The organism is Priestia sp. USM5 (assembly GCF_058323215.1).
In genome coordinates, this window is sequence record NZ_JBSGKN010000001.1 from 1,366,433 (window position 1) to 1,379,354 (window position 12,922).

General features: G+C 37.4%; 15 protein-coding genes. 13 read left to right on the forward strand and 2 right to left on the reverse strand.

Annotation, left to right across the window (positions count from 1 at the left end; all coding sequences use genetic code 11):
- Window positions 1–43: 43 nt before the first annotated feature.
- Complete coding sequence (locus ACWATA_RS07350; protein WP_176551712.1) at window positions 44–550, reverse strand: CcdC protein domain-containing protein; 507 nt, start codon at window positions 548–550, stop codon at window positions 44–46.
- 255 nt (window positions 551–805) lie between these two features.
- On the opposite strand from ACWATA_RS07350, the gene ACWATA_RS07355 reads away from it, so the two are divergent.
- The 12 genes from ACWATA_RS07355 to ACWATA_RS07410 all read left to right on the forward strand — a co-directional run bounded on the left by ACWATA_RS07355 (window position 806) and on the right by ACWATA_RS07410 (window position 11,146).
- The gene (locus ACWATA_RS07355) at window positions 806–1,252 is read left to right on the forward strand and encodes a helix-turn-helix domain-containing protein (RefSeq protein ID WP_224980337.1); all 447 of its coding nucleotides are present in this window, start codon (window positions 806–808) and stop codon (window positions 1,250–1,252) included.
- Window positions 1,253–1,296: 44 nt separating this feature from the next.
- Complete coding sequence (locus ACWATA_RS07360) at window positions 1,297–1,524, forward strand: hypothetical protein (RefSeq protein WP_098113691.1); 228 nt, start codon at window positions 1,297–1,299, stop codon at window positions 1,522–1,524.
- 158 nt (window positions 1,525–1,682) lie between these two features.
- Complete coding sequence (locus tag ACWATA_RS07365) at window positions 1,683–2,423, forward strand: CPBP family intramembrane glutamic endopeptidase (protein ID WP_098113692.1); 741 nt, start codon at window positions 1,683–1,685, stop codon at window positions 2,421–2,423.
- A gap of 152 nt (window positions 2,424–2,575) precedes the next feature.
- Window positions 2,576–2,710, forward strand: a complete 135-nt coding sequence (locus ACWATA_RS07370; protein ID WP_261763710.1) for a hypothetical protein — start codon at window positions 2,576–2,578, stop codon at window positions 2,708–2,710.
- Window positions 2,711–2,898: 188 nt separating this feature from the next.
- Complete coding sequence (locus tag ACWATA_RS07375; RefSeq protein WP_098113521.1) at window positions 2,899–3,675, forward strand: SDR family NAD(P)-dependent oxidoreductase; 777 nt, start codon at window positions 2,899–2,901, stop codon at window positions 3,673–3,675.
- 198 nt (window positions 3,676–3,873) lie between these two features.
- The gene (locus ACWATA_RS07380) at window positions 3,874–4,554 is read left to right on the forward strand and encodes a FadR/GntR family transcriptional regulator (RefSeq protein ID WP_473049719.1); all 681 of its coding nucleotides are present in this window, start codon (window positions 3,874–3,876) and stop codon (window positions 4,552–4,554) included.
- Window positions 4,555–4,617: 63 nt separating this feature from the next.
- A complete protein-coding gene (locus ACWATA_RS07385; protein ID WP_430077826.1) occupies window positions 4,618–5,805 on the forward strand; it encodes an MFS transporter in 1,188 nt (395 codons plus the stop codon).
- A gap of 20 nt (window positions 5,806–5,825) precedes the next feature.
- Window positions 5,826–6,473: an MOSC domain-containing protein gene (locus tag ACWATA_RS07390; protein WP_430077824.1), complete on the forward strand. Its 648-nt coding sequence runs from the start codon at window positions 5,826–5,828 to the stop codon at window positions 6,471–6,473.
- Between the two features lie 363 nt (window positions 6,474–6,836).
- Window positions 6,837–8,051, forward strand: coding sequence for a threonine synthase (locus ACWATA_RS07395; protein ID WP_430077822.1), 1,215 nt, complete (start codon window positions 6,837–6,839; stop codon window positions 8,049–8,051).
- 811 nt (window positions 8,052–8,862) lie between these two features.
- Window positions 8,863–10,266, forward strand: a complete 1,404-nt coding sequence (locus tag ACWATA_RS07400; RefSeq protein ID WP_165636421.1) for an MFS transporter — start codon at window positions 8,863–8,865, stop codon at window positions 10,264–10,266.
- A 295-nt stretch (window positions 10,267–10,561) separates the two neighbouring features.
- Entirely contained in the window at window positions 10,562–10,765 is a 204-nt protein-coding gene (locus tag ACWATA_RS07405) for a cold-shock protein (RefSeq protein WP_014459099.1), read from the forward strand.
- A 207-nt stretch (window positions 10,766–10,972) separates the two neighbouring features.
- Complete coding sequence (locus ACWATA_RS07410; RefSeq protein ID WP_165636422.1) at window positions 10,973–11,146, forward strand: hypothetical protein; 174 nt, start codon at window positions 10,973–10,975, stop codon at window positions 11,144–11,146.
- Window positions 11,147–11,343: 197 nt separating this feature from the next.
- On the opposite strand, the gene ACWATA_RS07415 is transcribed toward ACWATA_RS07410, so the two are convergent.
- Entirely contained in the window at window positions 11,344–11,544 is a 201-nt protein-coding gene (locus ACWATA_RS07415; RefSeq protein ID WP_029714163.1) for a cold-shock protein, read from the reverse strand.
- A 289-nt stretch (window positions 11,545–11,833) separates the two neighbouring features.
- On the opposite strand from ACWATA_RS07415, the gene ACWATA_RS07420 reads away from it, so the two are divergent.
- Entirely contained in the window at window positions 11,834–12,709 is an 876-nt protein-coding gene (locus ACWATA_RS07420) for a YitT family protein (protein ID WP_013058095.1), read from the forward strand.
- Window positions 12,710–12,922 lie beyond the last annotated feature (213 nt).

Sequence of the window (12,922 nt, forward strand, 5' to 3'; positions counted from 1 at the left end):
ATCCTTCTTTCCAAACAGGAAGAAGGATTAGTTATATTGATGATTACCCAGCATTTACACTGTAATTATCACCATTTAATTTACGGAATTTTAAATAGCTGCCAACTCTCCAAATGACAATATATATAAAAGCTAGTGTCATCGTCAAGACCGCGAAGTCTATGGAATCTAAGCCTTTGAAGTACTGGCTCAAAGCCATTCTTATAAAGATAATGGCGATAATTACATATTTAAAATTCTTGTTTGGCTTTGAATAAATAAAGCCATCTTCTCTTACTTCATAGTCTGTTTGGCTAAGCATAATAAGTCCAAACACAATACCTAATACACCAGCAATCAGCATTTCCCAGTAGGGTGGTAAGTGAAAGGGCTGGCCCGGTATGTGCATCAGTTGACTTAGACTAAGAGAAAATGCAATTAATATGAAAAAAATAGGTGCTAATATACCAAGTCCATTCTTTTTAATGGGCTTATTTTTCTTTTTCATCTTTCTCCAAATAATGAATCCAATAAGAGCGATAACAAATAGATAAATCAGTAGCATTTCCATCGTCAGTTTGCCTCCTTTTTTATTTCTACGTTCTTACAATCCACTATTTAGTATAAACAATAAAAGGATGAAGATAAAAGTGCATTCTTTCATTTTTTACACATGAGAATTCTCACTATTTTTTAGGGGTATCGTTTTATGGTTTATACGTCTCATTACTGTTTCTTTCTTTTTTACCACAATATGTTAGAATTGTAGAAAACGAGAAAACGTAGTGCAAACAAATTTTGTTTACAAGCTGCCACAGTTATAGAGGTGAATGAGTTGAGGCTAGGAAATCAATTAAAAAAATTAAGAGAAGAACAAAAAATGTCAGAAGAAGAGGTTGCTGAACAGCTGAGTGTATCGGTACAGCACATACATAAATGGGAAGGTAATCAGAGCTACCCTGATATCCAACAACTTTTAAACTTAAGCGACATCTATGGAACAACTATTAATGAGTTTATTAAAAATGATGCTGCGTTACAAAACAGAATAAACATTCAGGAAGAAGAAAAAGAAGACGACGATAAGCTGCTTCACCCAGGCTTTTATATCGGAATTGGCCTCATGTTTTTTGGGAATTTTCTGAGTCTCATCATCGGCAATCTTATGATTATGATGGTGACAAACATCGCTGGAATGTTAATTATCTGTTTTTATAAAGAAATCTTAAAGCTTTTGAAAGGTGTCAAAAAAGATTTTTATGAACAGAAATAAAAAGCAATGTTATGTAATAACACAAAAACGATGAGGTGTACAAGGTGAAAGAGTTAAATTTAAATTTTATGACCATCTCTTTTTTATGTTTAATCAGCTATTACTTATTTCGAGTGGGTGCATACGCTTTAGCGAGAAAATATGTAGATAAAACGTCTGAGGGAAGTGTTTTGAATTGGGCTGTAAATGTACTCGTGAGAGGCGATAAAAAAATGGAGTTCAGTGATTACGTCACATGGGCAGGGTTTTGTGCATTTTTGTATCTTGTGTAATCACAGTAAAAAAGGAGGAACGATCTTCTTATTTTAAAAGGAAAAAGCGTTGCCTCACATGGTCTTTGAGCTTGAATGATAAAAAGGTGAAAACATATAAAATCCTTAAAACGAATATAGGTTATCAATGAAGCCTAAAGTAGAAAGGTAGTGTAGTGATGATCAAGTCAAAGCTTTTATGGAAAGTTATTGGCCTAGAAATCTTAGTTATCTTTTGGTTTGTGGTAAACGGTGCATACGTGAGCATGACGCATCCTACTGCACATTATCTTCAGTTTTTAGGAGTTGTCCCTTTAGCAATAGGAATAGCTTTTTATCTAACAAAAACAAAAAAGTGGCAGCATTTTTTCTCCTTTCAACAAAACATGTCCTTTAGAACAAGAATCCTCGTTCTTTCTCCGCTTCTTTTGTATTTGCTTATTATCCTCATCGGGAACAAAGGTGTACACGGAAGTTCTACTGCAGATATTGTTCTTATTTTGCTTACCCAAACTCTAGTCATAGCATTTGTAGAGGAGATGGTATTTAGAGGATTTATGCTGAATTTGCTGTTATCAAAAAGCTATAAAGTGGCGGTTCTTCTATCATCGTTCCTATTTGCCTTTACGCACAGTTTGAATATGCTAAGCGGTCAATCGGTAGCAAATACAATTTTTCAAATTTTATTTGCATTTGTTATTGGGTTGGTCTTGGCTTTACTGATCGTTAACGGTCAATCGATTGGAGTGACGATTGTATTTCATGGCTTAAATAATTTTCTCCAGTTTACAAGCCCTGTCAACGCAAATGATTCTTTATTTGTTAATTACGCGCTGCTTTTATTTTTAGGCGGATATGCCTTTTATTTATGGAATCGAAAATCTACTTTATCTGTTTCTCAACATCAAGTTAGTGGCTAATGCTAATTAAAAGAGGTTGTGACAAAAGTAGTGTAGTTGAAGGTGAATCCGAACAAGGAATGGAGATTCTTGATGGAGAATCAAACTCGTTCGGATTTTTTGTTATTGGGATGAACGTAGATTTCGTTTATGTGGGTACGTGCGTCTAGCAGTTGATTGGAGGGCAAGGCGAAGACTCCTGCGGGAAAAGCGGAATAGGTGAGACCCCGCAGGAGCGTAAGCGACGAGGAGGATCAGCGGCCGCCCGCGGAAAGCGAAGCCTTGCACGGAAATCAACAGCGGTGTAGCGAGTGACCCAAACTAGCTCATGTATCCGATTTGCTCGCCTTTAGATTGAATTGCTTTAGTTGTGTCTCACTCTCTTTTTAGTGTTTCGAAGCAGGTATTAATCTACCCAAAGCTGAATAACTTCTATGGCTAATGTTACTAAATTTAATTTTTTGGGATCTTATTGAACACAAAAGGGGAGAACTATATGTTTGAAGAAAAAGTAGGGATTATTACGGGTGGAACGTCGGGGATTGGCTTAGCAACAGCGGAATTACTCGCAAAAGAGGGCATGCATGTTGTGATTGCTTCTAGAAATAGTGAAAAAGGAGAAGAAGCTCTTTCTGTATTAAGAAAATGGTCTCCTCACTCTCTTTTTATTAAAACGGATGTAACGAATAGTCAAGATGTCAAAAACCTTGTGAGCCACACATACTCTACTTTTGGAAAAATTGATGTGGGCTTTAATAATGCGGCTAACACGGAGGCAGCTTCTAATGCTACCCATGAATTCAAAGAAGAAGACTTTGACCATTTAATAAACGTTACGTTAAAAAGCGTATGGCTTTGTATGAAATATCAGCTGCAGGTAATGACCAAACAAAACAGCGGTGTCATCGTGAATACGTCGTCAATGGACGCTATTTTATGTTCAGCAGGGACAGGCGTATATGCGGCCGGAAAAAGCGGTGTGATTGCTTTAACAAAGTCAGTTGCTCAAGAATATGGCCATCAAAACATAAGAATTAACTCTCTGTGTCCAGGTGCATTTCGGACGTCTATGCTAGAAGAAAAGTTTTTAGCTCTATCTTCAGAGGAAAAAGAAAAGCTCAATGAATCCTATCAAAAATTAAACGCGCTAGGCAGAATTGGTGATCCGTTTGAAGCCGCAAAAGCAGTAAAATGGCTCCTTTCGGATGACGCATCGTTTGTTACGGGTCAAAACATTATTGTAGACGGCGGGATTGGGTTTAGGTTTGAGTAGGCAGGCTTTTAAGTTTAACGGAGCCTTTTTTTACTACTGATAAAGACTTATTAAAATCTAGAAGTAAGGGGCGGTGATTCTCCTTGTTTAATTATTAGTGTAACGAGCACTCCACGCGCTGCTCCTTAATCTATAGCACTCTTGCCAAACAACATAAAATTGTTTATCATAAAGGTGATATAAACAGGAGATGAGCAGATGAATATACATAATAAACAATCGTTTTCAAAAGTACCGCGTCGAAAGCTAGTGGATGAGGTGCTAGAGCAGCTTCAAACGAAAATTTTTTCAGGTCAATATCAGGTAGGAGATCAGCTTCCAACGGAGCCTCAGCTAATGGAAGAGCTGGGGGTAGGGCGATCTACCTTGCGAGAAGCGGTTAAAATTCTTGTTCATACAAATGTACTGGAAGTGAAACAAGGAAAAGGAACGAGAATTAAGTCTCTTAGCTTCACACAGGATTCGTTTGAAACAAGACTTCAAACGGCAGATATCAATCATATTTATGAAGCGCGTGAAATGCTTGATTTGCAAGTGGCGATGTTAGCGGCGCAGCGTCGAACGGATGAAGACTTGTTAAAGATGAAAGGGCATTTAGATAAACGAAAAAAAGAGCTTGAAAAAGGCAATTATGCTGAATATATAGAGGCTGACATTCAGTTTCATCTTTCGATTGCAGAAGCTAGTAAAAATAATGTTTTAATGGATTTATATCAATCGTTTGTGCCTGTACTGCGACATACGCTGAGTCAGCTCATTTTAAAAACGGTTGATTATAAAGATAATTCCACCATTCATGAAAACTTATTTACCGCTATTTTGAATGGAGATACAGAACAAGCAAAAAAATATGCCGGTCAAAATTTGGAGCTTACCTAAGTTCCTTTTTTAAAAAACTAAACATCAGATGATATACTGAATCAACGAGGGAGGAATAACAACATGAAGTCAAAAGAGAGAATATATGTGTATGTGATTGCTTTATTTTTAGTTTCAATTAATTTACGAATCGGTATTACATCCGTATCGCCTGTGCTTGAAACCATACGTAATCAGCTGGGATTGAGCAATGTTACAGTTAGTTTTCTAACAGCTATTCCTGTGTTATGTATGGGGTTGTTTGCATTGTTTACAGGAAAACTTGAAGGGCTGTGGGAAGCTGAAAAAGTGATTTCTTTTTGCTTAGTGGTGATTGGAATCGCGACGTGTATGAGAGTGGCCGCACACTCAATATCTGTTCTTTTAAGCAGTGCTTTTCTTTTAGGTGTAGGTATTGCCATCGCTGGACCGCTGTTATCGGGATTTATCAAAAAGAAATTTCCGAATAGAATAGGCCTCATGATCGGAATTTACTCCGTGGGCATGGGAACGGGCGCTTCGTTAAGCGCGGGGCTGACGGTACCTTTGCAGCATGTACTGCACGATTCGTGGAATGTAGCTCTTGCTAGCTGGAGCGTGCTGGCCGTGATTGCTCTCATTGTTTGGTCTCCGATTGCGCGTAAATCTCAGCAAGCGTTTGGCTCCAGAAAAAACAAGCTGCCGTTAAAAAATAAAAAAGCCTGGGTATTTACGCTTTTCTTTGGGCTGCAAGCCGGCATTTTTTACTCTGTGACCACATGGCTAGCGCCAGCCGCACACGATTTGGGCATGAGCAATCAAGAAGCGGGTACGCTTATTACCGTTTTTACGTTCGTTCAAATGGCGTTTAGCTTTTTAATTCCAACGCTAGCCGATTATTATAAAAACCAAACCTTTTGGCTTGTAAGCAGTACATTATTTGCATCAGCGGGTTTAGTTTTCATTCTCTATCCTTTAACCAGTCTTTGGTTTTCTTCGATACTATTAGGAATAGGGCTTGGAGGACTTTTTCCTTTAGCTCTTATGCTGCCGTTAAACGAGACAAGTTCGTCTCAAGAAGCAAGCTCATGGACAGCTATGATGCAATCAGGGGGATATATTGTAGGAGGATGCGCTCCGGTTTTATCTGGTTTTGTGCGCGATCTCTTTCATACAAATACGCCGTTATTTCTTATCTTACTTGTGTTAACAGCTTGTTTGCTAGTGCTTACTGCATTCATGCACAAGCGCTCAGAGGTGAAAGAATTATCACATGATGAAAAAATCTATTGATTTAAAAAAGGAGAGAGCATATGGCAAATCACTATCAAGTTCAGTCGCTTAACTACGGAAAAATTGAAACACTTACGTATGGAAAACGAACGTTTCAATCAGCTATTAGAAAAACAGCAGCAGATGAACCCGTCTTTTTAAGTAAGTTGGGGCTAGAAGGTGACGAGCAGGCGTACAAAGATCATGGAGGAGTGGACAAAGCGCTATGTCTGTATCCTTATGATTATTATGAATACTGGAATAACATCATCCAAAACCCTGTTAAAATCGCGTTGTTTGGAGAAAACATCACAACCGTTGGATTAACAGAAAGAAACGCGCACGTCGGGGATATATTTGCATTTGGTGAGGCTATTATTCAAATATCTGAACCTAGAAATCCTTGTTACAAGCTTGCTGCAAAATACGAAGTGCCGGATATCGTCGTGAAAATGAGAGACACGGGCTATACAGGGTTTTTATTTCGCGTTTTGAAAGAAGGCATCGTCTCCGTGAGAGATGAGTTGATCCTGCTTGAAAAAGATCCGAACAAAGTGTCTATAGCAGCAGTTAATGATGTAAAATTCAAAGACCGGTTTAATAAAGAGAAGCTGGATAGAGTTCTGCAAGCAGACGCATTGTCAAATAGTTTAAGACAGGTCTTTTTGAAACAGTTTCGTTCTGAATAATAGTGAAGGTGGAGTTTTATATAAGTGTACATTCTATTATTACGTTTGTTCAGCATCGAAAGTGCACTCACTGCCCTTCGTTACCTCCTTCAAGTCGCTTTTTAACACACTAAAATAATTATTCCTATATTTAAAGTGTGAAGTGCGTTTCTTTTTCGCGTTTTTATTTAAATTTACTGAGGTTAATTCTAAAAAAGTAATATAAACAACGTAGGAAAAAGCATAAAATCTTAATTTAATAGGGTTTTATGCTTTTTAAAATATTCAAAAAATGATGGGTAAATCATACCTTACAATTCTGATAAAAATAATATAAATTATAATGTATATAGTACGTTTACAGAATTTAAAGGAGTGTGTATGATGCCGTTTAGTTATGTTTCTCACTTATATTGTCCTAAATGCAAAAAAGAATATAGTCCAAAAGAAAAACATCAATTATGTGAATGTGGCTCACCGCTATTGGTAGCGTATGATTTAGAGAGATTGAAAGCTAACTTGACTCCAGAAGCTGTTCAAAGCAGGGAACCAAATTTATGGAGATATCATGAGCTCCTTCCAGTAGAAGATCCTAAAAACGTTGTTTCCTTAGGTGAAGGGATGACGCCGCTTATAAAAATGCCTAAGCTAGGTAAAGAAATGAACATTCCAAACTTATATATGAAAGATGAAGGCATTATTCCAACGGGATCATTTAAAGCTAGAGGTGCCGCTGTAGGTGTGTCAAAAGCAAAAGAACTTGGCGTTGAACAGTTAGCGATGCCTACAAATGGAAATGCCGGAGCTGCTTGGTCGCTGTATTCGTCACGCGCTGACATAAAAGCAACCGTTGTGATGCCAAAAGATGCGCCTCTTATTACACGAAATGAGTGTGCTGTCGCTGGAGCTGACCTTTACTTAGTCGATGGACTCATCAGCGATGCGGGTAAAATTGTCGGTGAGGCTATTAAAGCCTGGGATCTTTATGATGCTTCTACGCTTAAAGAGCCGTACCGAATCGAAGGTAAAAAAACAATGGGCCTAGAAATTGCTGAACAGTTTTCTTGGAATCTTCCTGATGTGATTTTATATCCAACAGGAGGAGGCGTTGGCTTAATTGGAATCTATAAAGCGTTAAATGAGTTAAAAGAGCTCGGCTGGATTAAAGGTGATCTTCCTCGTTTAGTTGCGGTACAAGCTGAAAACTGCGCACCTATTGTAAAAGCATGGAATGAACGAAAACAAGAATCTGAATTTTGGCCGGATTCTTCAACCATTGCCTTTGGTATCAACGTACCAAAAGCAATCGGGGACTTTCTTGTTTTAGAAGCCGTATACAATACAAATGGATGTGCAATTGCGGTCGATGAAGATAAGATTGTGGAAGAACAAAAAAAGGTTGCGCAGCTTGAAGGATCGTTTATTTGTCCGGAAGGTGCGGCTACATTTTTAGCTGCACGCCGTTTGCGAGAAGAAGGCTGGATTAAAGAAAACGAAACGGTTGTTGCTTTAAATACAGGGCTTGGAGTTAAATATCCAAATACGGTAGATATTGAAGTACCAATTTTAGAGCGAAATGGCAGCCTTACTAAAAAATAAAGCAAGTGAAAAAATAGATCTCCGTCTAAGTGGAGGTCTATTTTTTATGTCATCGCACACTCACGCTTATTTAATGTAAATAATTGTAATTATCGTGAATCTTTATGTTCAAAACTATATGAGTGAATGTAGGTTTAAAGTTTGTCTTAGAGGGTATTTAAGAGAAGAAAGAGGATACCTTTCAATTTGGAAAAACAGCTTGGTGAGGAGGTTGAGCGAGCATATTACAAAGCTTGAAGAATATGACAAAAGCAGGGCTGTAAACCAGTTTGCTTTTACGGTAGAAAACTTCCATGAAGCCACGAACCACGATAGGGAGAAAGGAGTTGAATTTTTATCCCCCGAACCCAGCCAACTCCAACTCTTGAAATTTTGTTCTAAGGGCAGAATCATACACTGTTACAATTATTAGAACGAGTATTAGAACGAGCTTTATAATTTATTACTAAGTTTACATAATTTTTGTAATGAAAACCGTGTATTCATTGCAAAAATGAAGCTTGTATCTAATGGGTTGTGACAATAATTGTCAGGTGATCTGAGTGGAAATTATGATCCGTGAATTGTACGTTGAAATGAAAAATTATTTTATTTTTAATTAATTTCTTTATCAACGATTATTCTTTAGCATTTTTTTCTCTAACCCCTTTAGCAGCAACCTTTTTTATATTTACCGCCAGATGAATATTTTTTGTTTTTTACTTAAAAATAAGTAGTGTTCCAAGACAGTTACGTATGAATTACAGTAAGTCAAATTTGACTTTACTACTCAGTCTTGTATAATCGTATACCGCGGAGGTGACGTGATGAAATGAAGTTTAACAAGAAAAAAATTAACGTCGTAGATATTGACAAAGCTAAAAAAAGCGTCTTTGCTACAGGAGTAGGAAACGCGATGGAATGGTTTGATTTTGGCTTGTATTCATATTTAGCCGTGATTATTAGTCAAAACTTTTTTAGTGCAGTTGAAAATGATCAGCTCAAATTAGTATTCACATTTGCCACATTTGCGATTGCCTTTTTAATGCGTCCATTGGGCGGTGTTATATTCGGTAAAATTGGAGACAAGTTAGGAAGAAAAGTCGTTTTAACCACCACCATTATTTTAATGGCCTTCTCCACATTGCTCATTGGTTTATTACCTACATATGACCAAATCGGTATATGGGCACCCATTCTTTTATTAATTGCACGAATCATTCAAGGTTTTTCAACTGGTGGTGAATATGCTGGTGCGATGGTGTATATTGCAGAGTCGTCTCCAGATAATAAGCGTAATATGCTTGGAAGTGGACTAGAAATCGGTACACTTGTTGGTTATATTCTTGCTTCACTGCTAGCTAGCTTGCTGTTTATTCTTCTGTCGGATAAACAGATGGCCTCATGGGGCTGGAGAATTCCCTTCTTATTAGGATTGCCTTTAGGACTTATTGGTTTTTATTTACGAAGAAGTTTAGGGGAAACACCTATTTTTGAAAATGAACTTTCTAACGAAGACGAAGTGGAAGAAGAAGGCTTCCTCTCTATTTTAAAAAATCACAAAAAAGACGTGTTTGTTTGTTTCGTAGCCGTGGCTTTCTTTAACATTACAAACTACATGCTATTATCTTATATGCCTTCTTATTTAAATGAAATTATTGGTTTATCAAACACAGTTGGTACGGTATTAATTACGGCAGTTATGATTTTAATGGTGCCGCTTGCCCTTATGTTTGGAAAACTGAGCGATAAAATCGGAAACAAGAAAGTTTTCTTAATCGGTTTAGGCGGATTGAGCTTACTGTCAGCCTTTTCGTTCTATTTAATCAACTTAAATGGTTTAGTCTTTGTTTCAATCGGTATTCTTATTCTAGGTATCTTCCTTGCCACGTATGAAGGAACAATGCCTGGAACGCTGCCAACGATGTTCTACACAGATATTCGCTACCGAACATTAGCGATTACGTTTAATGTTTCAGTTTCTATCTTTGGTGGAACGACGCCATTAGTTGCGACATGGTTAGTTCACGCAACGGGCAATCACTTAGCTCCAGCGTTCTATTTAACCATCGTGAGCATCATCGGATTTTTCGTAATCTTGTTCCTGTTCGCGAACACGGCAGGAAAATCACTGAAAGGTTCATACCCTACAGTTGCTTCTAAGTCTGAGTACAATGAAGCGGTTGAAAATCCAAAAGATTCATTATGGTGGCACACAGAGCAAACAGAAAAATAAAGTAAATAATAAGCAGCTGCTACATTCACTGCTGCGTAAAATAGGAACACTCAAAAAGAGCCTTCTCTTTGTATAGAGCTACAAAGAGAAGGCTCTTTTTATCGTTCGATGATTTATTCCATTTCCTGTATTTGCTATCTGCGGTTCCGTATGTTACGATTAAATTAATTATTTTTGTTCGGTATAGGATTGAGAGAAGAGAAATCTCTTCAATAGAATTTTTTATCTTAAGATAGTATGGTTGGACAAGGGTAGTAATACAAGTGTGGAGTATTCCACACCAGGAGGCACTATTATGGAACAAGGTACAGTGAAATGGTTTAATGCAGACAAAGGCTTCGGCTTTATTGAAGTTGAAGGCGGAGACGATGTATTCGTACATTTCAGCTCTATTCAAGGTGAAGGCTTTAAATCGTTAGAAGAAGGTCAAAAAGTAACGTTTGACATTGAACAAGGTCAACGCGGAGCACAAGCTGCTAACGTTCATAAAGTAGCATAATTCATCCAACGTAAAAAGACTCCACATAGGGGTCTTTTTGCTTTGGATTCTAATAATTAAAAAAGAAATCTTCATTGGACTAGCCGTTGGAAAAGGTTGCTGACTATCAGAATGCTGCTAACGTCTCAAATATAAGCTGCACATTATATTTCCCGATAAATAAAGTTAAAAATTTAATTGTTTTTGATATAAGAGAGGATGAAGGATATGACTATAAGCTTATTTGCTAATGGAGAAACAGTAAGTATAAAAGCATCTAATGAAATAGTGATCATTGTAAAAAGTCAGTATGTGAAAAATATGAAAAGATATTCTTATACAGTTGATAAATATCCAAGTACATTTTTCTTTGAAGAAGAGTTAATGAAACACGAATCATAATTATTTATGAAGAAATATTGATTTATAGTTTGGATTACGCCAATACTATGCTATACTGAGTTTACCATTTGTATTACCGATTACTATTTTTGTATTAATAAGCCCTATTCCTCAGTGGATAGGGTTTTATTATTACATTTTCAAAGTAATGAAAAAGACAGACTCCATGGAGTCTGTCTTTTTCTATTTATGATGGATTACGCTTTTTGAACGTTAGTAGCTTGAGGGCCGCGTTGACCTTGTTCTACTTCAAATGTAACTTCTTGACCTTCGTCTAAAGATTTGAAGCCTTCGCTTTGGATTGCTGAGAAATGTACAAATACATCGTCTCCGTTTTCGCGTTCGATGAATCCAAAACCTTTTTCTGCGTTAAACCATTTTACTTTACCTTGTTCCATAATTGTTGCCTCCTAGTGTGACACGCACACATTGTGTTACTATCCTTGCTCAAATCTATAGACGAAAGTTATGTAACTTATCAATCTTTGCCGAACAAAAATAATTCTTCTTAAACTTAACAGAAATGATGACGTATTGCAAGGATAGAGTCTGTATAACTAGAAGTTCGCCTTTGTCTATTTTGCACTATGTGAGCTAAAAACCGATACGTAAGCCTCCTCAGTTCAAATAAAGAGAATGTTTGTGGTACACTTAAATAGTAAAAAACATTTAAAAGCGAGGAATTATATGAACACAACTAAAAAACACCACAGGCCTAAGCGGCTAAAAATTGCTTTCCGAGCACTAATGGTCATTATCGGAGGGATTATTGCAGCTTACGGCTTAGAAACTGTCCTAATTCCAAACCACGTCTCAGATGGAGGAGTAACAGGCATTAGTATCGTTGCGTCAAACCTATTTGGCTTACCACTAGGAGTTCTCATTGCCGTTATTAATATTCCTTTTGTATGGTTAGGATATCAACAAATCGGGAAAAGTTTTGCTATATTTTCCATCCTCGGAATCGTCTCACTAGCTGTCGGTACAAGCCTCATGCATCATACTCCAGCGATTATTGAAGGAGATACACTACTCGTAACCGTTGTCGGCGGTATTATCCTTGGTTTTGGAATGGGAATTGCACTGCGTAATGGCGGCGCGCTAGATGGCATCGATATGCTAGCTGTACTGCTTTCTCGAAAATTGCCGTTTGGAACAAGTGATCTTATTTTGTTCTTAAATGCGTTTGTCTTTATTTTTGTTTCATTAGTATTTGGTCTGCAAGGCGCGATTCTTTCTGCAATTGCATACTTTATTGCATCCAAAGTTATTCACATCGTAGAAGTAGGTCTAAGCGGATCGAAAACCTTCCAGATTATCACTTCTCAGCCTGCGTTAATGGTAGAGACAATACGTGATCGTTTAGGTCGAAGCGCTACATATAAAGAAGCTTACGGCGGATACTCCCATGAGAAATTCAAGGAAATCACATGTGTAATCAACCGCTTGGAAGAAAGCAAAATGAAAGAAATTATCAATGAAATTGACCCGACGGCTTTTGTTACGGTATATGACGTAGCCGAAGTTAAAGGCGGTAATTTCCGAAAGAATAATATTCACTAACATCATCAATACATTGTAAGAACACTCTACCACATCCTTTTTTACTTAGGCGTGTAGAGATAAGAAAAAGCAGCGTGATGTTTTACATCCGCTGCTTTTTTATATCGTAAAATCCACTTGCTGAGCGGAGGGTTTTAAAATCGGATATGCTGAAAAAATGAGACGGTCAGAGTTAAAGTAGATAGGATACCTGTATACATTCACGTAATGATT

Coding starts and splice junctions, on each gene's coding strand:
- ACWATA_RS07380 (WP_473049719.1), top strand. CDS start 3,874: ATGAATATACATAATAAACAATCGTTTTCAAAAGTACCGCGTCGAAAG.
- ACWATA_RS07390 (WP_430077824.1), top strand. CDS start 5,826: ATGGCAAATCACTATCAAGTTCAGTCGCTTAACTACGGAAAAATTGAA.
- ACWATA_RS07420 (WP_013058095.1), top strand. CDS start 11,834: ATGAACACAACTAAAAAACACCACAGGCCTAAGCGGCTAAAAATTGCT.
- ACWATA_RS07365 (WP_098113692.1), top strand. CDS start 1,683: ATGATCAAGTCAAAGCTTTTATGGAAAGTTATTGGCCTAGAAATCTTA.
- ACWATA_RS07415 (WP_029714163.1), bottom strand. CDS start 11,544: ATGGAACAAGGTAAAGTAAAATGGTTTAACGCAGAAAAAGGTTTTGGA.
- ACWATA_RS07385 (WP_430077826.1), top strand. CDS start 4,618: ATGAAGTCAAAAGAGAGAATATATGTGTATGTGATTGCTTTATTTTTA.
- ACWATA_RS07350 (WP_176551712.1), bottom strand. CDS start 550: ATGGAAATGCTACTGATTTATCTATTTGTTATCGCTCTTATTGGATTC.
- ACWATA_RS07375 (WP_098113521.1), top strand. CDS start 2,899: ATGTTTGAAGAAAAAGTAGGGATTATTACGGGTGGAACGTCGGGGATT.
- ACWATA_RS07405 (WP_014459099.1), top strand. CDS start 10,562: ATGGAACAAGGTACAGTGAAATGGTTTAATGCAGACAAAGGCTTCGGC.
- ACWATA_RS07395 (WP_430077822.1), top strand. CDS start 6,837: ATGCCGTTTAGTTATGTTTCTCACTTATATTGTCCTAAATGCAAAAAA.
- ACWATA_RS07410 (WP_165636422.1), top strand. CDS start 10,973: ATGACTATAAGCTTATTTGCTAATGGAGAAACAGTAAGTATAAAAGCA.
- ACWATA_RS07400 (WP_165636421.1), top strand. CDS start 8,863: ATGAAGTTTAACAAGAAAAAAATTAACGTCGTAGATATTGACAAAGCT.